A 16,429-nucleotide genomic window follows, 5' to 3' on the forward strand; every position below is an offset into this window, starting at 1 on the left:
ACCGGCGCTCAGCGCACGATGCCGCGCTTGGCGGCCGCGAGGAAATTGAGCATCGTGTCGATGTCGCCATCGGCCTCGGCTTGCTGACCCTTCAGCGCCGTCATGCCTTCAACGGCCTGCTCCAGCGTCAACGACGAGCGGTACAGCAACTTGTGCAGTTGGCGGATCACCGCAGTGCGCTCGTTGCTGAAACCACGGCGGCGCAGGCCGGTCAGGTTGATCGCGCGTGCTGCCAGCGGGTTGCCGTCCACCGTCATGAAGGGCGGCACGTCCTGCGAGACATGGGCCTGGAACCCGACCATCGCCTGCGAGCCGATGTGCACGAACTGCAGCACGCCACTGAGGCCGCCAATCGTCACCCAATCACCCAGATGCACATGGCCGGCCAGCGTCACGCCGTTGGCCAGCACGTTGTGGCTGCCCAGTCGCACGTCATGGGCCACGTGCACGTAGGCCATGATCCAGTTGTCCGAACCAATGCGGGTGATGCCATCTTCCTTGGCCGTGCCGAGGTTGATCGTGCAGAACTCGCGAATCGTGTTCCGGTCGCCGATCTCCAGCGCCGCCGGCTCGCCGGCATAGCTCATGTCCTGAGCCACAGCGCCGATCGAGCTGAACTGGAAGAAGCGGTTCTGCTCGCCGATGGTGGTGTGGCCTTCGATCACGCAGTGCGGCCCGATGACGGTGCCGGCGCCAATGCGCACCTGCGGGCCGATCAGGCTGTACGCCCCCACCTGCACCGACTCGTGCAGCTCGGCAGCCGGGTCCACCAGCGCAGTGGCGTGGATCTGCGTCATGGCGGACTCAGCAGATCTTGCGCATCGTGCACATCAACTCGGCCTCGGCGGCGAGCTCGCCGTCCACCGTGGCCCGGGCCTTGTACTTGATGATGCTGGCCTTCACGCGCTCGATGGAAGCTTCCAGGATGAGCTGGTCACCCGGCTCGACCGGCCGCTTGAACCGCGCGCCATCGATGCCAGCGAAATACACCACCATGTCGTCACCCGGATCGACGTCGTTGGACGCAAAGGACAGCAGCGCAGCGGCCTGGGCCATGGCTTCCAGGATCAGCACGCCCGGCATCACCGGGCGGTGCGGGAAGTGGCCCAGGAACACCGGCTCGTTGATCGACACATTCTTCAGCGCCTTGATGCGCACATGCTTCTCCAGCTCCAGCACACGGTCGACCAGCAGGATGGGATAGCGGTGCGGCAGGCGCTTGAGGATCTCGTGGATGTCCATCGTCGGGGTCATGGTGTCTTGTTCTGCTGTTCAAGCGCGCGCACGCGACTTCTGAGTGTGTACAACTGGCGCAGCGTGGCTGCGTTCTTTTCCCAGTTCGCGTTGGTGTCGATCGGGAAGATGCCGCTGTAGTGACCGGGCTGGCGCAGCGAATGCATCACGAAGCTGCCGGCCGAAACCTGCACGTGGTCGACGATCTCGATGTGGCCCTGGATCAGGGCGGCGCCGCCGATCAGGCAATGCGCCCCGATGCGCGCGCTGCCGGCCACGCCCACGCAGGCCGCCATGGCCGTGTGCTCGCCAATGCGCACGTTGTGGGCGATCTGGATCAGGTTGTCCAGCTTCACGCCATTGGCCAGCACCGTGTCGTCGAGCGCGCCGCGGTCTACGCAGGTGTTGGCGCCAATGTCGACGTCGTCGCCGATCTGCACCGTGCCGAGCTGCTCGATCTTTTCCCAGCGGCCTTCGAAAGGCGCAAAGCCGAAGCCGTCTCCACCAACGACCACGCCGCTCTGCAGCATGCCGCGCTCGCCAATGCGGCAGGCGTCGGCAAACACCACGTGCGCGGCCAGGCGGGTGTGCGCGCCGATCACAGCCGCCGCGCCCACGTGGCAGTGCGCGCCAATGATCACGCCTTCGCCAATGAATGCGCCGTCGTCGATCACCGCTTGCGGGCCGATGCTCGCCGTGGGATGCAGGCGCACGCCTTCGCCGATCACGGCGCTGGCATGCACGCCGGTCTTGACCACCGCACGACGGCGTTCCGCCCACCAGCGCGAGAGCCTGGCGTAGTACAGGTAAGGATCAGCCGCGACGATCACCGCGCCGCGGGCCTGCGCCGCTTCGCGCAAGTCGGCCCGCACGATCAGACAGCCTGCCTGCGTGCTGTCCAACAAAGCCCGCAAACGAGCCTGGGCCAGGAAGCTGATGCTGTGCGCATCAGCGGCTTCCAAGGAAGCGATGCGCTGGATCTCCAACGCACCATCGCCCACCAATTCACCGCCCAGGGCCTGGACAATCTCTGCCAGGCGGACCGGAGCGGTCGCACCCGGCATGTGATTCATCGTTCGTGCCGTTGCAAATCACTTACCCGCGTTCAGCGCATCGATCACCTTCTTGGTGATGTCCACGCGCGGGCCGGCAAACACGACTTCCTGCAGGATCAGGTCGTACTTTTCCTGTTCGAAGATCTGCTTGATGACCTTGCTGGCGCGCTCGGTCACCGCAGCCAGTTCTTCGTTCTTGCGCTGGTTGAGGTCTTCCAGCAGCTCGCGGCGCTTGCGGTCGAAGTCGCGCTGCTGGTCGGACAGGTCACGCTGGCGGCGGCTGCGTTCGGCTTCGGGCAGCGTCGGGCCATCCTTGTCCAGCTTGTCCATGGCTGCACGCAGCTTGGTACCAACGTCGTTCAACTCGGTTTCCCGCTTCTTGAACTCGGCTTCCAGCTTGGCCTGGGCCGCTTTCGCCGGCGTGGCTTCGCGCAGCACCCGCTCGCCGTTGACATAGCCGATCTTCAGCTCCTGCGCTGACACGCCCAGCGCCGAGCACAGGGCCACGGCGGCCAACAGGGATTTCAAAAGCGAAGTCATCATCAAAAAGCCGTTCCGATCTGAAACTGGAAGCGCTGGATTTTATCCCCGCTGAAAGAACGCAAAGGCGTGCCGTAACTCATCTTCAACGGGCCCACCGGGGAGATCCAGCTGAGGCCGAAACCGGCAGAGGCGCGAATGTCGGTGAGGCTGCCGGTGCGGCCACGATCACGATCCTGCTGCGTCACGGTGCCTGCATGGTCGCCCCACACATTGCCGGCGTCCGCAAACGTGAAGATGCGCAGGCTCTTGTCGTTTCCGGTGCCAGGCACCGGGAAATACATTTCCGCATTCAGGTTCAGGCGCTTGTTGCCACCGTTGTAGACGCCGGTGACGTCGACGTCGCCCAGCGAATTTGGCTCGAAGGCGCGAACCGAACCAAGACCGCCGCCATAGAAATTCTTGAAAGTGGGATAAGGCAGGCCACTCAGCCCTGCGCCATACCCAATTTCACCGTTCAGGCCCAAGGTGAGCTTGGGGAAATACGGCACGGCCATGAAGTGCTGCATCTGGCCATTCAGGCGCGCGTAACGCACGTCACCGACGAGGCTCAGGTCAAGGTTGATGCGCTTGTATTGGCCACGTGTCGGCGACACCGGGTTGTCGCGCTCTTCCCGCGCCCAGCCCACCGTCAGCGGCGTGGCCCAGCTGTAGCGACCAAAGGTGTCGACGTACTTGGTGTAGCTCAGCGGCAGCCCCTCCGAGGTGCCAATGATGGTCTCTTCACCGCCGACGCCAAAGAACACGGTGTCGAATTCGGTGAACGGCACACCAAACCGGATCGATGCTCCCGGCGTGGCCAGTTCGAATTTGTCACCCCGGCTGTTGATCGGCTTGGAGGTGCGGTAGTACACCTCGATGGCACGCGACACGCCATCGTCGGTGAAGTACGGGTCTACTGTGCTGACCGACAGGCTGCGGCTGGACCTGCTGGTGTTGATGTCGAAGCCAAGGTAGTTGCCGCTGCCAAAGACGTTTTCCTTGCGGATCGACGCGCTCAGCGAAAGCCGGTCCGCGCTGGAGAAGCCGGCAGACAACTGCAGGCTGCCGGTCGGCTTTTCGGTCACGGTGATCACCAGGTCGACCTGGTCAGGCGAACCCGGCACCTCGTTGGTCTCGACCGTCACTTCGTTGAAGAAGCCCAGGCGCTCGACCCGGTCGCGCGACAGCTTGATCTTGTTGCCGTCGTACCAGGCACCTTCGAACTGCCGGAACTCGCGGCGGATCACTTCGTCACGGGTGATCGAGTTGCCGGCAATGTTGACGCGGCGAACATTGACACGTTGGCCCGGCGCACCTTGCAGCACCAGCACAACCTGGCCGGTCTTGCGATCAATCTCCGGCCGCGATTCGACCTTGGCGAAAGCGTAGCCATAGCTGGCGTAAAGGTCGGTGAACAGCCGGGTCGTGGCGGTCACGTCGTCACCGCGATAGGCCTCGCCGGGTCGAACCACGACACGGTTGCGGAAGTCTGCCTCGCGGCCCAGGAACTCGCCTTCCAGCCGCACGCCCGCCACCACATAGGGCTGGCCTTCGGAGACCGTGACCGAGATGTCGATGTTCTGCTTGTCCGGCGAGATCGTCACCTGGGACGAGGTGATGTCGAACTCCAGGTAACCGCGGTTCAGGTAGTACGAGCGAATCTTTTCCAGGTCGGCATTCAGCTTGGTGCGGGCGTAACGGTCCGACTTGGTGTACCAGGTCAACCAGCCACCAGTCGTCAGGTCCATCAAGCCCAGCAGCGTGGACTCGGAGAATGCGTGCGTGCCGAGGATGCGGATGTCGCCGATCTTCGCGACACTGCCTTCGGTCACGTTGAAGGTGATGTCCACCCGGTTGCCGCCCACCGGCGTCGCGGTGGTCACGACTTCGGCACCGTACAGGCTGCGCGAGAGGTACTGGCGCTTGATTTCCTGCTCGGCCCGGTCGATCACGGCCTTGTCGTACGGCTGGCCTTCGGCGATGCCGTTGTCCTTCAGCGCCTTGGCCAGGGTGTCCTTGTCGAACTCCTTCAAGCCGCTGAAGTTGACCGACGCGATGAACGAACGCTCATCGACGATGATCACCACGACCTTGCCATCGAGCTCGATGCGCACGTCCTTGAACAGGCCGGTGGCAAACAAGGCACGCAGCGCCGCAGCCCCCTTGTCGTCGTTGTAGGCGTCGCCAACGCGAAAGGGCAAGGCAGCGAACACGCTGCCCGGGTCGCTGCGCTGCAAGCCTTCGACGCGGATGTCGCGAATGTCGAAAGGTTCGACGGCCAGGCTGACTTGCGCAAAACCCGCGGCCATCAGAGCCACGCAGGCCGGCACCGGCCGCAAGAAACTTGCTAGAGGGGAAAATCGCATCGGGAGGAGTGTCACTGCAGGCCCAGGAAGCGGGCCACGTCGTTGGATAGGGCGATGGACATCATCAACAGCAGCACCAGTGCACCGCCACGTTGCAGCCACGTGAGCCACTGGTCGGACACCGGCCGGCCGGTCACCGCCTCAAAAAGATAATATATCAGGTGGCCCCCGTCGAGCATCGGCAGCGGCAGCAGGTTGAGCACACCCAGGCTGACGCTGACGAAGGCCAAGTAGGCCAGGTAGTAAACCAGCCCGCGCTTGATCGCCTTCCCCGCATAGTCGGCCATCGTCAACGGCCCGCTGATATTGCGTAAAGAAGCTTGTCCAGTTGCCACGCGCCCCAGCATGCGCAAGCTGGTCCATGCCATTTCGCCAGTCCGCGTCCAACCAGCACCCAAGCCATCCCAGAAGCCAAGTTGTACGAGCGTTGTCGACTCCGGTGCACCCACCTGAGCCTCAATGCGACCGATCGTGCGACCCGCCTCAGTCACCTTGCGCGGTTCGACCACCAATAACAATCGTTGCTGGGCTCGCTCAACCTGCCATTGCATGACAGGCACCGTGAGGCTTCCCGCGCCCTTGATCCGATCTAGCAACATCTGGGCATCCCGGATGGATTCGCCATCGATGCTCAGCACGCGGTCGCCCGCCTGTAGACCGGCCTGCGCTGCTGCGCCGCCTGGCAGAACAGCATCGATCATCGGTTCGCGAAATGGTGCGCCTATGCCCACAAGTCGCAGCACATCAGCGCTCGGCTCCTGCCCAGCGAATTGATCAAGCGGTAGGGTAAGCGTATGACGACGTTCACCTTGTTGGTTGGTCACCTGCAACTGAAGCGGCTGGCCATCGAGCAGCGCCTGCATCAACGCCCACTGCAGTTCGCTCATTGCGCTAAGTTCACGCCACTCCTGGCCGCCGCGCGACACCGCCACAACCTGGTCCCCAGCCTGCAAGCCAATTTTTTCGGCAAGGCTGTTGGCAGGCGGTGTGGCCAAGACCGCTCGGGGCTCTTCATTGCCCAGCCAGCCGACAGCGGCGTAGAGCAGCACGGCGAGCGCCAGGTTAGCCAGCGGTCCAGCCAGCACAATGCTGATGCGCGCCCTCAAAGGCTGCCGATCAAAAGCACGCCCCACCTCCAAATGGTCGACGGGCCCTTCTCTCGAGTCCAGCATCCTCACATAGCCACCCAGCGGCAGCGCGGAGAGAGTGAACTCCGTGGCATCTGGACTGGCCTGCCGCCGCCATAGCACGGGACCAAAGCCAATCGAAAACCGAAGAATTCGCACACCCCACCATCGAGCTACACGGTAGTGCCCGTACTCATGGATGGGAATCAAGATGCCCAGCATCAACACGATGCCAACGAAGTAATAGCCCATCTCAGTCCGCCTCAGCGTTGCAAGGTCGAAATGACAGCCCGGGCCACCGAGCGAGCTTCCTGGTCCAGCGCCAGCAAAGCTTCGACTGGCGCCTGGAGGTCCAGCTTGGGTGGCAAGGCTTCGAGCGTTGCCGCATTGACCCGGTGGATGGTGTTGAAGCCGAGCCGGCCATCCAGGAAGGCCGCCACCGCTTCCTCATTGGCCGCGTTCAGCACGGCCGTGCTGCCGTGTGCACCCCGCAGCGCGTCCCAGGCCAGGAACAGGCCGGGAAAGCGGCTGCGCTCCGGCGCCTCGAAGGTCAACGGCGGCAGGTTCAGGAAGTCCAGCGGCTGGGCGCCGGAGGCGATGCGCGCGGGGAAGGAAAGCCCGTAGGCGATGGGCACCCGCATGTCGGGCGTGCCCATTTGCGCCAGCACAGACTGGTCTCGGCAGACCACCATCGAGTGCACGATGCTTTGAGGGTGAATCACCACCTGCACCTGCTCCGGCTGCAGGTCGAACAGCCAGCGCGCTTCGATCACTTCGAGCGCCTTGTTCATCATCGTCGCCGAGTCGACCGAGATCTTGCGGCCCATGACCCAATTCGGATGCGCGCAGGCCTGGTCAGGCGTCACGTCGGCCAAGCTGGCCGGATCGCGCTGGCGGAAGGGTCCGCCAGACGCCGTCAACACGATGTGGTCGATGCGCCGGGCCCAGGTGCTGCGGTCTTCCGGCAGGCACTGGAAGATGGCCGAATGTTCGCTGTCGATCGGCAGCAGTTGCGCCCCGCCCTGCCGCACTGCGGCCATGAATTGCGCTCCGCCGACCACCAGCGCCTCCTTGTTGGCCAGCAGCAGGCGCTTGCCAGCAAGGGCTGCGGCCATGCAGGCAGGCAAACCTGCGGCGCCGACAATGGCCGCCATCACGCTGTCCACGTCTTCGTGCGCAGCCAGCTCGACCAGCGCCTGCGGGCCTTCCAGCACCTCGGTTGGCAAACCGGCTTCTCGAACCTGCCGGCGCAATTCGGCTGCCGCGGTCAGGTCGCTCATGGCGGCGAAACGTGGTTGCCATTGATGCAGCTGTGCCAGCAGTTCCGGCACCCGTGCATGGCCGGTCAGGGCCACGACCTCGAATTGATCGGGGTGGCGCGCCACCACGTCCAGGGTGCTGGTCCCGATCGAGCCGGTGGCGCCCAGAATGCAAAGACGCTGGCGAGTGGTCATGGACAAGTCCGTCAAAACGTAAGAGGCCGACATGACAGTCTGCGCCATCGCGAGACGGCGCGGCGCGGCGTGAAGGGCCCGCTCAAAAGCTGGTCAAGGCCATGATGGCCGGCAATACCGGCAGCAAGGCATCCACACGGTCCAGGATCCCCCCATGCCCAGGCAGCAAGGCGCTGGAATCCTTGGCGCCCACAGCCCGCTTGGCCATGGACTCCACCAGGTCACCCATCACACTGAGCGCAGACAGGAACACCAGCGCTACCGGCCAGCCCAGCCAGCCCAGGCGTGCCCACAGCTGGGCAAAGACGCTGCTGGCGCTGCCAAACCACACCGGTTCCAACTGCATCCAGAGCACCCCAAGCACGAGCACACCCGCCATGCCGGACCAGACGCCTTCCCAGCTCTTGCCGGGACTGATGGCTGGCGCCAGCTTGTGGCGGCCGAAAGTGCGCCCACCGAAGTAAGCGGCGATGTCGGCCATCCAGACCACGCAGAAGCAGGACAGGATGAAGTTCAAGCCGCGTGCCCGCGCGGCGGTCAGCGCCAGCCAGGCGGCACAGAGCACCAGCGTGCCGATCAACAGACGCAGGCCCTGGGCCCGCCGCGGCCACGCCGCCGGGCCGGCCCGCAGCGCCGCAGCGCCACCCAGCACCCAGCAAGCCGTGGCCAGCCACCAGCCCGCCGCCGGCATGCGTGCCACCCAGCCCGCCCACCAGGCCAGGCCGCACAACAGCAGCACCAACAGGCCAAGCGCCACGGGTGACACGCCCTTCAGCCCGTTCAACCGCCCCCACTCCCAGCCACCCAGGCCGATCAGCACCAGACTGAGCAGCGCAAATGGCAGCGGATTGGCGACCAGCAAGGCCGGCAGCAGCAGTGCCAGCAGCACCAGTGCGGTGATCACACGCTGAAGCAGCATCTGGGGCTCAGGCCGAAGCCTCTTGAGTGGAAGGAGAAGGCTTGACACCACCGAAGCGACGGTCACGCGAGGCGAAGACGGCAATCGCCTTGTCGAGCTCGGCCTCGTCGAAATCCGGCCACAGGCAGTCGGTGAAATGCAGCTCGGCATAGGCGAGCTGCCACAACAGGAAATTGCTGATGCGCACCTCGCCGCCGGTGCGGATGAACAGGTCCGGATCCGGCGCATAGCCCAGCGCCATGTACTTGCTCAGCGCTTCCTCGCTGAGCGCCTCGGGCGCCAGCCCATCGGCGATGGCCCGCTTGCAGGCCTGCACGATGTCCCAGCGGCCACCGTAGTTGAAGGCCACCGTCAGCTTCAATCCGGTGTTGTCTGCGGTCGCCGTCTCGGCGTGTTGCCAAGCCTGGCAGACCCGCTCTGATACCTTGCTGCGGTCACCGGCGACATGGATGCGCACACCCTTGTCGGCCAGCCTGGCGAGGTACTTCGACACGCCGACCAGCACCAGGTTCATCAAGCCGGACACTTCCTCGTCCGGCCGCTTCCAGTTCTCGGAAGAAAAGGCGTAGACCGTCAGGTACTCGATGCCCCGGCGATGGCAGTCGTCAATGACGCGCACCAGTGCTTCCATGCCGAACTTGTGGCCGAAGATGCGTGGCATGAAGCGCTTCTTGGCCCAGCGCCCGTTGCCATCCATCACGATCGCGACATGGCGCGGCAATGCGGACACGGCGGGTTGCGCCGCAATGCCACCCCTGAGGAAATTGGACAGGTCGACCATGTACCTCTGTCGACCTCAGACCGCCAGGATGTCGGCTTCCTTGCCCTGCACCAGCCTGTCGATCTCACCAATGGTGCGATCGGTCAGCTTCTGCACCTCGTCCTGCGAGCGGCGCTCCTCGTCCTCGGTCGCCAGCTTGTCCTTCAAGAGCTTCTTCAACTGCTCGTTGGCATCGCGGCGCAGGTTGCGCACGGCCACCTTTGCGTCCTCGCCCGCGTTGCGCACGACCTTGGTCAGGTCGCGGCGGCGCTCTTCGGTCAGCGCCGGCATCGGCACGCGGATCAGGTCGCCCTGCGAGGCCGGGTTCAGGCCCAGGTCCGACTCGCGGATGGCCTTCTCGATCTTCGCACCCATGCCTTTTTCCCAGGGCTGCACGCTGATCGTGCGCGCGTCCAGCAAGCTCACGTTGGCCACTTGGCTGATGGGCACCATCGAGCCGTAGTAGTCGACGCTGACCTGGTCCAGGATGCCCGGATGGGCCCGGCCGGTGCGGATCTTCTGCAACTCGCCCTTGAACGATTCGATGGACTTGGCCATCTTCGTTTCAGCGGTCTTCTTGATGTCGGCAATGGTCATGATGTTGGCGCTCCAGTCGAGAGGTCAGACGTGCACCAGGGTGCCCTCGTCCTCGCCCATGACCACGCGCCTGAGCGCGCCGGGCTTGAAGATGGAAAACACCTTGATGGGCAGCTTCTGGTCGCGGCACAGCGCAAAAGCCGTGGCGTCCAGCACCTGCAAATTCTTGGAAATGGCTTCGTCGAAGCTGATGTTGGTGTAGCGGGTCGCCGTCGGGTCCTTCTTGGGATCCGCGGAGTACACGCCGTCCACCTTGGTGGCCTTCAGCACGATCTGCGCACCGATTTCGGCACCGCGCAGCGCTGCGGCCGTGTCGGTCGTGAAGAAGGGGTTGCCGGTGCCGCCAGCGAACACCACCACCTTGCCTTCTTCGAGGTATTGCAGCGCCTTCGGGCGCACGTAGGGCTCGACGACCTGGTCGATCGCAATGGCCGACATCACACGGGCCGTCATGCCTTCTTGGCGCATCGTGTCGGCCAGGGCCAGGGCGTTCATCACCGTGGCCAGCATGCCCATGTAGTCTGCGGTCGCACGGTCCATGCCGACCGAGCCGCCAGCCACGCCGCGAAAAATATTGCCGCCGCCGATCACCACCGCGACCTCACAGCCCAGCTCGGTGACCTCCTGCACTTCCTGCACCATGCGCACGATGGTCGCGCGGTTGATGCCGTACGAGTCGTCGCCCATCAGGGCTTCGCCGGACAGTTTGAGCAGGATGCGCTTGTAGGCTGGCATTGTTTTCTTCCCTGTTGAGCGTGGATCTTGTGAATCGGCTGAAAGTGTACGCGGCAGCCTCTCGATCAGAGTTGCTGCCACGTACAGGGGGCTGACTCAGCCGCCCTTGGCGGCCGCGACTTGCGCTGCCACTTCGGCGGCGAAGTCGTCCACCTTCTTCTCGATGCCTTCGCCGACCACGTAGAGCGTGAAGCCCTTCACCGTGGTGCCGGCGGCCTTCAGCATCTGCTCGACGGTCTGCTTGCCGTCAGCGGCCTTCACGAAGACCTGGTTGAACAGCGAGACTTCCTTCAGGTACTTCTGCACGCCGCCTTCGATGCGCTTGGCCACGATTTCATCGGACTGCACCGGCTTGCCTTCGGCGGTCGCCTTGGCTGCGTCTTCGGCGGCCTTGGCGGTCGCAACCGAGCGCTCACGGGCAATCAGCTCGGCGGGCACGTCGCTGGAGGTCAATGCCACCGGCTTCATCGCGGCCACGTGCATGGCCACGTCCTTGGCGGCCACGGCGTCGCCATCAAATTCCACCACGACCCCGATGCGGGTGCCGTGCAGGTAGCCGGCCAATGCGCCGCCGTTCGACCAACGCTGGAAACGGCGGAAAGACATGTTCTCCCCGATCTTGCCGATCAGGCCCTTGCGCACGTCTTCCAGCGTCGGGCCGAAGCCGTCTTGTTCGTACGGCAGTGCGCCCAGCGCGGCCACGTCAGCCGGGCCGTGCTTGGCGATCAGCTCGGCAGCTGCCTTGGTCAACGCCAGGAAACTGTCGTTCTTGGTGACGAAGTCGGTTTCGCAGTTCACTTCCAGCAGCGCGCCGGTCGTGCCGTCGATGAAGCTCGACACCACGCCTTCGGCGGTCACGCGCGAAGCGGCCTTGCCGGCCTTGGTGCCCAGCTTGACGCGCAGCAATTCTTCGGCCTTGACCATGTCGCCATCGGCTTCGGTCAGTGCCTTCTTGCACTCCATCATCGGGGCGTCGGTCTTGCCACGCAGTTCGGCAACCATGCTTGCGGTAATGGCCATTTTTCTCTCTCCGTTTCAGTGGCAGCCACCAGGGCTGCCGGGCTGTTCATTCAGATTTCGATCGGGCTGTGAAAAAGGGGCTGAAGCAGCCCCTTTCTCATTGGCGCTCAGGCGCCTCGATCAAGCTTCTTCGTTGACTTCAACGAATTCGTCGCCATCGGCTGCCACGGCCTGCACCAGGTCGTGGCCGGCGTTGGCCCGGCCTTCCAGCACGGCGTCGGCAACGGCCTTGGCATACAGCGCCACGGCCTTGGCCGAGTCGTCGTTGCCAGGGATCACATAGTCCACGCCTTCGGGCGAGTGGTTGGTGTCAACCACGCCGATCACCGGGATGCCAAGCTTGATGGCTTCGGCGACCGCAATCTTGTGGAATCCGACGTCGATCACGAACAGTGCATCCGGCAGCGCGCTCATGTCCTGAATGCCGCCGATGTCCTTTTCCAGCTTGGCCAGTTCGCGGTCAAACAGCAGGGCTTCCTTCTTGATCCGCATTTCGGAGCCGGAATCCTTGACGGACTGCATGTCCTTCAGCTTCTTCAGCGAACCCTTGACAGTCTTGAAGTTGGTCAGCATGCCGCCGAGCCAGCGCTGGTCAACAAAAGGCATGCCGGCGCGCTGGGCTTCCATCGCGACCACGTCGCGGGCCTGGCGCTTGGTGCCCACCATCAGGATGTTTCCGCGCTTGCTGGACAGCTGGCGGATGAACTTCAACGCTTCCTCGAACTTGGGCAGCGTCTTTTCCAGGTTGATGATGTGGATCTTGTTGCGATGGCCGTAGATGTACGGCGCCATCTTGGGGTTCCAGAAGCGAGTTTGGTGACCGAAGTGGACACCGGCTTCCAGCATTTCACGCATTGAGACAGACATGGAAAACTCCAAAGGTTGGGTCTTGAATCCCGGCAACCATCGCCGCCAACATTCCTTGGACACTTCCTTGGAACGCGTGGCGCGCGACACCTTGATAAGCCGGGTTCGCGAATTCGGCCCTGCGTCGCTAAGTCGCTACGTTGACCAGCCTGGCCGCGTCGCGGGTGCTCACCACCTGCGCCACAGCCCGGCCAGCCGCAAGGCCGGCTCAGCCAATCAACACCGCCTGCTTCACAACCTGCCTTCGCGCTTAAAAAGCACAAAACGGCGGCATTCGGCAAACAGCTGTCGGCTAAACCCAAGGAGTATAGCAGGCAGGCAAGCCCACTCCGGCCCGCACATGTCAAGCCATGTGCCGGGGCCGGGTTGCACAGACCCCACGAATGCCGCCAGGCCGCGCCCGTCGCCGGCAGCAGCGGCGGCACCGGGGCACAATGCGGCCGCTTGACACGTGGTTACCCGATGGCACGGCTGCACACTTTTGCCTCCCTTCTTGCTCGTGCGCCCGGCGCGCCCCGCTCTGTGATCTCCTGTCTCGCCAACGCCCCGCGCCCCGCCTCTTCACTCAGGAGCCGCGCATGCATGTCGCGGTGATAGGCGCTGGCATCAGCGGCGTGAGCAGCGCATTGGCGCTGGCGCGGGCGGGCCACCGGGTCGAAGTATTCGAACAACACGGCAGCATCGCCGCCGGCGCCAGCTTTGCCGACGCCGGACTGATGCTCCCGATCACCTTGCAAGCCCTGGTCAGGCCGCGCCGCGGCTGGCGCAAACTGCCTGCGTGGCTGGGGGGACAAAAGACCACCGTCACAGCCACACAGCAGGCGCAGCGTGACACCCAGCGCCTGCTCGCACTGTCCAGCACCTCGCTGTTGCAGGAGCTGACGCCTGCGCTGCACCTGGACCACGAGCACAGCCAGGGCTGGACCCTGCTGCTGCGGACCGAGAAGGAACAGAAGGCACTGGCACCGGACCTGGCGCAACTGACCAGCGCCGGCATTGCTCATTCGCTGCTCGACGCCTCGCAGATCCGCCAGCTCGAACCCGCCTTGAATCCGGAGGCCCCGTTGCACGCCGCGCTGCGCCTGCCAGGCGCAGCGGTGGTCAATACCCGCCAGCTGAGCCAGCAACTGCGCATGGCCGCTCAGCGCGCAGGCGCGCGCTTTCACCTGGACAGCAGCGTGCAGCGCATCACGCCCGGCCAGCCAGTGCAACTGCAATGGCAGCGCAGCAACCCGCCGCCGCGTGCCGCCGCCAGCGACGGCGACACCCGCCCGGAACCACCATCCGAACTCAGCTCCCCCAGCGGCAGCGGTCGGTTCGATGCGGTGCTGCTGTGCGGCGGCCTCGGCAGTGCCGGCCTGCTGCGCGAACTGGGTCTCAAGCTGCCCTTGCGCGTGGCCGGCGGCTGCTCCTTGACCGCGCCGATGAGCCTGCCCGAGGCCATGCCGGACCCCGGCCCCCGCAGCGCGCTGACCGATTCCCAGCAACAGATCACATTGACCCGCCTGGGCGACCGCGTGCGGGCCACCGCCCTCTGGTCCGAGCCCGATGCCAAGCAGCAAGCCCAGCCGGACACGGTCGAGCGCCTGTATGCCGCGCTGGACCTCTGGTTTCCGGGTGCCGCAAAACATGGCCATCACCCGGTCTGGCAAGCCAGCCGCGTGGCGCCGGCCGATGGTGCTCCCGTGCTGGGCGCCAGTGGCCTGCCCGGCCTTTGGCTGAACCTGGGTCATCCGACCCACGGAACCGCCCTGGCCATGGGGGCCGCCAGCATGCTCACCACACTGATCTCCGGCGGCTCGCCGTTGATCGACTGTTCCGCACTGAGTCCGCAGCGCTGGCGCTGAGACGGTGCGGTGGTAGGCTGGCTCGGCCATGCGCCAGCCCCCACCCCCCTCACTCACCACACCGTTGCATGACGCGCTGACCGGCGGACCTGCCTGGCTGCATGACACCGCCGCCTCCCGACTGCTGGAGACCGCAGCACTCGCGCGGCAACCACGGCCCGGCCACCTGATGGCGCTGGCTGGCCTTTCGGTGGCCCGTCTGGCGCTGGCGATCACCCCGCGCATGCACGCCAGCCAGGGTCGTGTCTGGGTGCTGAGCGGCCCGGGCAACAACGGCGGAGATGGCCTGGTCGCAGCACGGCATTTGCATCAGGCGGGTCGACAGGTCAACGTGGTGCAGATGGGCGACGCAGATCGCTCGCCGGAAGATGCCCGCCAGGCCTTCGAGGCCGCGCGCGACGCTGGCGTGTCTTTTGTCGACGCGCCACCAGTGCCTGCCGCCAGCAGCGAAGACCTGATCGTGGACGCGTTGCTGGGGCTGGGCCAAAGCCGGCCACCCACTGGTTCGCTGGCCGCAGTCGTTGCCTGGCAACGCCAGCAAACCCGCGCCGTGACGCTGGCGGTGGACCTGCCAACCGGCTTGTGCGCCGACACCGGCAGTGTGCTGGACCCGCGCGGCGAACTGGTGGTACAGGCGCAGCACACCCTGTCGCTGCTGACACTCAAGCCCGGCTTGTTCACCCATCACGGCCGCGACTTGGCTGGCCGCATCTGGCTGGACACGCTGGGCCAGACCGACACGGCATTGGCCGCAGGCGCCAGCGCGCGGCTGCTGCGCAGCCAAGCGGCCGAGGCCGCATGGCCTGCGCGCCACCATGCGCAGCACAAGGGCAGCTTTGGCGACCTGTGGGTCATCGCCGGAGCGCCAGGCATGACAGGCGCCGCCTGGCTGGCCGCCCGAGCGGCGCTGGCGGGCGGCGCCGGCCGCGTCTACCTGGCAACGCTGTCAGGCGCAGCCGAGGTCGACCCGCTGTGGCCCGAGCTGATGCAGCGTGCCACCGCCGACTGGCAGAAACCGGGCGTGCTGGAGGCGGCCACGGTGGTCTGCGGTTGCGGCGGCGGAGAAACAATCGCCGCGCTGTTGCCCGAAGTGCTGGCACGCGCCGGCAGGCTGGTGCTGGACGCGGACGCCTTGAACGCCATCGCGGCAAGCGACGCCTTGCTGCGCGCGCTGCAGCAGCGCCGCTCCGCGGGGCTCGCCACCGTGCTGACACCGCACCCGCTCGAAGCCGCGAGACTGGCAGATGTCCACACGGCAGCGATCCAGCAGCACCGGCTGCAGGCCGCACAAGCACTTGCACTGCGCTGCGACAGCGTCGTGTTGCTCAAAGGCGCGGGCACGGTGATCGCCGGCCCGGCGGCCATGCCCTGCATCAACACCAGCGGCAACGCCAGGCTGGCAACGCCAGGCAGTGGCGACGTGTTGGCCGGCTGGCTGGGCGCCGCCTGGTCCGCCATGCCGTCGCCAAGCGCCAGCGCGGGTGACACAGACCTGCGCTGGCAAGCCGCCACGCGGCAGGCAATGCAGGCCGCCAGTGCGGCGGCCTGGGTCCATGGCGCGGCAGCGGAAATCGCACCGGTCGATGCGCGACTGCCGCTGCGCGCCAGTCAGCTGGCGGCAGCCATGACACAGGTGCTGCAGCCAGCGCCTTTGCGCTAAGGCTACGCTGAACAAGCCGGAGTTTTCAACCAACTCCGCTCACCGATTTCGGCATGCGGATGAGGCCGGCGAATCACGCGTTTTGAGGGCGCCTGAGGCCCCGCTCGGGGTCCTCAAGCGCTCATGGCGCCCACTGCGGACGCACTCATGCCGCGAGACGCTGCCGCGCCAAGTAGATGTTGGTCAGACCCAGGACCACGAAGGCGCGTGTGGCGTTCTTGGCAAGCCCTCGGTAACGCACCTTGGCAAAGCCCCACAGCCGCTTGA

At 65.2% G+C, this 16,429-nt stretch carries 15 protein-coding genes and 1 pseudogene; 2 read left to right on the plus strand and 14 right to left on the minus strand.

Annotation, left to right across the window (positions count from 1 at the left end):
- Window positions 1-8 precede the first annotated feature (8 nt).
- The 13 genes from lpxA to rpsB all read right to left on the minus strand — a co-directional run bounded on the left by lpxA (window position 9) and on the right by rpsB (window position 12,655).
- Window positions 9-797, minus strand: coding sequence for an acyl-ACP--UDP-N-acetylglucosamine O-acyltransferase (lpxA, locus tag ACAH41_RS02050; protein ID WP_325652406.1), 789 nt, complete (start codon window positions 795-797; stop codon window positions 9-11).
- 7 nt (window positions 798-804) lie between these two features.
- On the minus strand, window positions 805-1,254 hold the full coding sequence (fabZ, locus tag ACAH41_RS02055) for a 3-hydroxyacyl-ACP dehydratase FabZ (protein ID WP_325652408.1): 450 nt from the start codon (window positions 1,252-1,254) through the stop codon (window positions 805-807).
- Window positions 1,251-2,297 carry a UDP-3-O-(3-hydroxymyristoyl)glucosamine N-acyltransferase gene (lpxD, locus tag ACAH41_RS02060; RefSeq protein ID WP_370538146.1) on the minus strand — a complete coding sequence of 349 codons (1,047 nt, stop codon included), beginning with the start codon at window positions 2,295-2,297 and terminating at the stop codon, window positions 1,251-1,253. The genes fabZ and lpxD overlap by 4 nt, the downstream gene beginning before the upstream one ends.
- Window positions 2,298-2,324: 27 nt before the next feature.
- Window positions 2,325-2,831, minus strand: a complete 507-nt coding sequence (locus tag ACAH41_RS02065; protein WP_370538142.1) for an OmpH family outer membrane protein — start codon at window positions 2,829-2,831, stop codon at window positions 2,325-2,327.
- Window positions 2,831-5,176 carry an outer membrane protein assembly factor BamA gene (bamA, locus tag ACAH41_RS02070; protein WP_370538143.1) on the minus strand — a complete coding sequence of 782 codons (2,346 nt, stop codon included), beginning with the start codon at window positions 5,174-5,176 and terminating at the stop codon, window positions 2,831-2,833. The genes ACAH41_RS02065 and bamA overlap by 1 nt, the downstream gene beginning before the upstream one ends.
- 11 nt (window positions 5,177-5,187) lie before the next feature.
- Window positions 5,188-6,555 carry an RIP metalloprotease RseP gene (gene rseP / locus ACAH41_RS02075; RefSeq protein ID WP_325652413.1) on the minus strand — a complete coding sequence of 456 codons (1,368 nt, stop codon included), beginning with the start codon at window positions 6,553-6,555 and terminating at the stop codon, window positions 5,188-5,190.
- Between the two features lie 11 nt (window positions 6,556-6,566).
- Complete coding sequence (gene ispC / locus ACAH41_RS02080; protein ID WP_325652414.1) at window positions 6,567-7,757, minus strand: 1-deoxy-D-xylulose-5-phosphate reductoisomerase; 1,191 nt, start codon at window positions 7,755-7,757, stop codon at window positions 6,567-6,569.
- Between the two features lie 82 nt (window positions 7,758-7,839).
- Window positions 7,840-8,676, minus strand: coding sequence for a phosphatidate cytidylyltransferase (locus ACAH41_RS02085; protein ID WP_325652416.1), 837 nt, complete (start codon window positions 8,674-8,676; stop codon window positions 7,840-7,842).
- Window positions 8,677-8,683: 7 nt separating this feature from the next.
- On the minus strand, window positions 8,684-9,457 hold the full coding sequence (gene uppS / locus ACAH41_RS02090) for a polyprenyl diphosphate synthase (protein ID WP_325652418.1): 774 nt from the start codon (window positions 9,455-9,457) through the stop codon (window positions 8,684-8,686).
- Window positions 9,458-9,472: 15 nt separating this feature from the next.
- Window positions 9,473-10,033: a ribosome recycling factor gene (frr, locus tag ACAH41_RS02095; protein WP_325652420.1), complete on the minus strand. Its 561-nt coding sequence runs from the start codon at window positions 10,031-10,033 to the stop codon at window positions 9,473-9,475.
- Between the two features lie 24 nt (window positions 10,034-10,057).
- Window positions 10,058-10,768 (minus strand): UMP kinase, encoded by a 711-nt coding sequence (gene pyrH / locus ACAH41_RS02100; protein WP_325652421.1) that lies wholly within the window; start codon window positions 10,766-10,768, stop codon window positions 10,058-10,060.
- 96 nt (window positions 10,769-10,864) lie between these two features.
- Entirely contained in the window at window positions 10,865-11,788 is a 924-nt protein-coding gene (tsf, locus tag ACAH41_RS02105) for a translation elongation factor Ts (protein ID WP_325652422.1), read from the minus strand.
- 120 nt (window positions 11,789-11,908) lie between these two features.
- Window positions 11,909-12,655, minus strand: coding sequence for a 30S ribosomal protein S2 (gene rpsB, locus ACAH41_RS02110; protein WP_325652423.1), 747 nt, complete (start codon window positions 12,653-12,655; stop codon window positions 11,909-11,911).
- A 578-nt stretch (window positions 12,656-13,233) separates the two neighbouring features.
- Between rpsB and ACAH41_RS02115 the strand changes: the two genes are divergently transcribed.
- On the plus strand, window positions 13,234-14,502 hold the full coding sequence (locus ACAH41_RS02115; protein WP_325652424.1) for an FAD-dependent oxidoreductase: 1,269 nt from the start codon (window positions 13,234-13,236) through the stop codon (window positions 14,500-14,502).
- 28 nt (window positions 14,503-14,530) lie between these two features.
- Entirely contained in the window at window positions 14,531-16,162 is a 1,632-nt protein-coding gene (locus ACAH41_RS02120) for an NAD(P)H-hydrate dehydratase (protein WP_370538144.1), read from the plus strand.
- Between the two features lie 145 nt (window positions 16,163-16,307).
- Here ACAH41_RS02120 and ACAH41_RS02125 read toward each other — a convergent pair.
- A pseudogene (locus ACAH41_RS02125) lies at window positions 16,308-16,429 on the minus strand (IS5/IS1182 family transposase); the annotation flags it as partial.

It is taken from the genome of Ideonella sp., assembly GCF_041287625.1.
GTDB lineage: Bacteria > Pseudomonadota > Gammaproteobacteria > Burkholderiales > Burkholderiaceae_C > Ideonella.

Excerpts from the sequence above, each read along its gene's own strand:
- lpxA (WP_325652406.1), bottom strand. The coding sequence starts at position 797 with ATGACGCAGATCCACGCCACTGCGCTGGTGGACCCGGCTGCCGAGCTG.
- fabZ (WP_325652408.1), bottom strand. The coding sequence starts at position 1,254 with ATGACCCCGACGATGGACATCCACGAGATCCTCAAGCGCCTGCCGCAC.
- lpxD (WP_370538146.1), bottom strand. The coding sequence starts at position 2,297 with ATGCCGGGTGCGACCGCTCCGGTCCGCCTGGCAGAGATTGTCCAGGCC.
- ACAH41_RS02065 (WP_370538142.1), bottom strand. The coding sequence starts at position 2,831 with ATGATGACTTCGCTTTTGAAATCCCTGTTGGCCGCCGTGGCCCTGTGC.
- bamA (WP_370538143.1), bottom strand. The coding sequence starts at position 5,176 with ATGCGATTTTCCCCTCTAGCAAGTTTCTTGCGGCCGGTGCCGGCCTGC.
- rseP (WP_325652413.1), bottom strand. The coding sequence starts at position 6,555 with ATGGGCTATTACTTCGTTGGCATCGTGTTGATGCTGGGCATCTTGATT.
- ispC (WP_325652414.1), bottom strand. The coding sequence starts at position 7,757 with ATGACCACTCGCCAGCGTCTTTGCATTCTGGGCGCCACCGGCTCGATC.
- ACAH41_RS02085 (WP_325652416.1), bottom strand. The coding sequence starts at position 8,676 with ATGCTGCTTCAGCGTGTGATCACCGCACTGGTGCTGCTGGCACTGCTG.
- uppS (WP_325652418.1), bottom strand. The coding sequence starts at position 9,457 with ATGGTCGACCTGTCCAATTTCCTCAGGGGTGGCATTGCGGCGCAACCC.
- frr (WP_325652420.1), bottom strand. The coding sequence starts at position 10,033 with ATGACCATTGCCGACATCAAGAAGACCGCTGAAACGAAGATGGCCAAG.
- pyrH (WP_325652421.1), bottom strand. The coding sequence starts at position 10,768 with ATGCCAGCCTACAAGCGCATCCTGCTCAAACTGTCCGGCGAAGCCCTG.
- tsf (WP_325652422.1), bottom strand. The coding sequence starts at position 11,788 with ATGGCCATTACCGCAAGCATGGTTGCCGAACTGCGTGGCAAGACCGAC.
- rpsB (WP_325652423.1), bottom strand. The coding sequence starts at position 12,655 with ATGTCTGTCTCAATGCGTGAAATGCTGGAAGCCGGTGTCCACTTCGGT.
- ACAH41_RS02115 (WP_325652424.1), top strand. The coding sequence starts at position 13,234 with ATGCATGTCGCGGTGATAGGCGCTGGCATCAGCGGCGTGAGCAGCGCA.
- ACAH41_RS02120 (WP_370538144.1), top strand. The coding sequence starts at position 14,531 with ATGCGCCAGCCCCCACCCCCCTCACTCACCACACCGTTGCATGACGCG.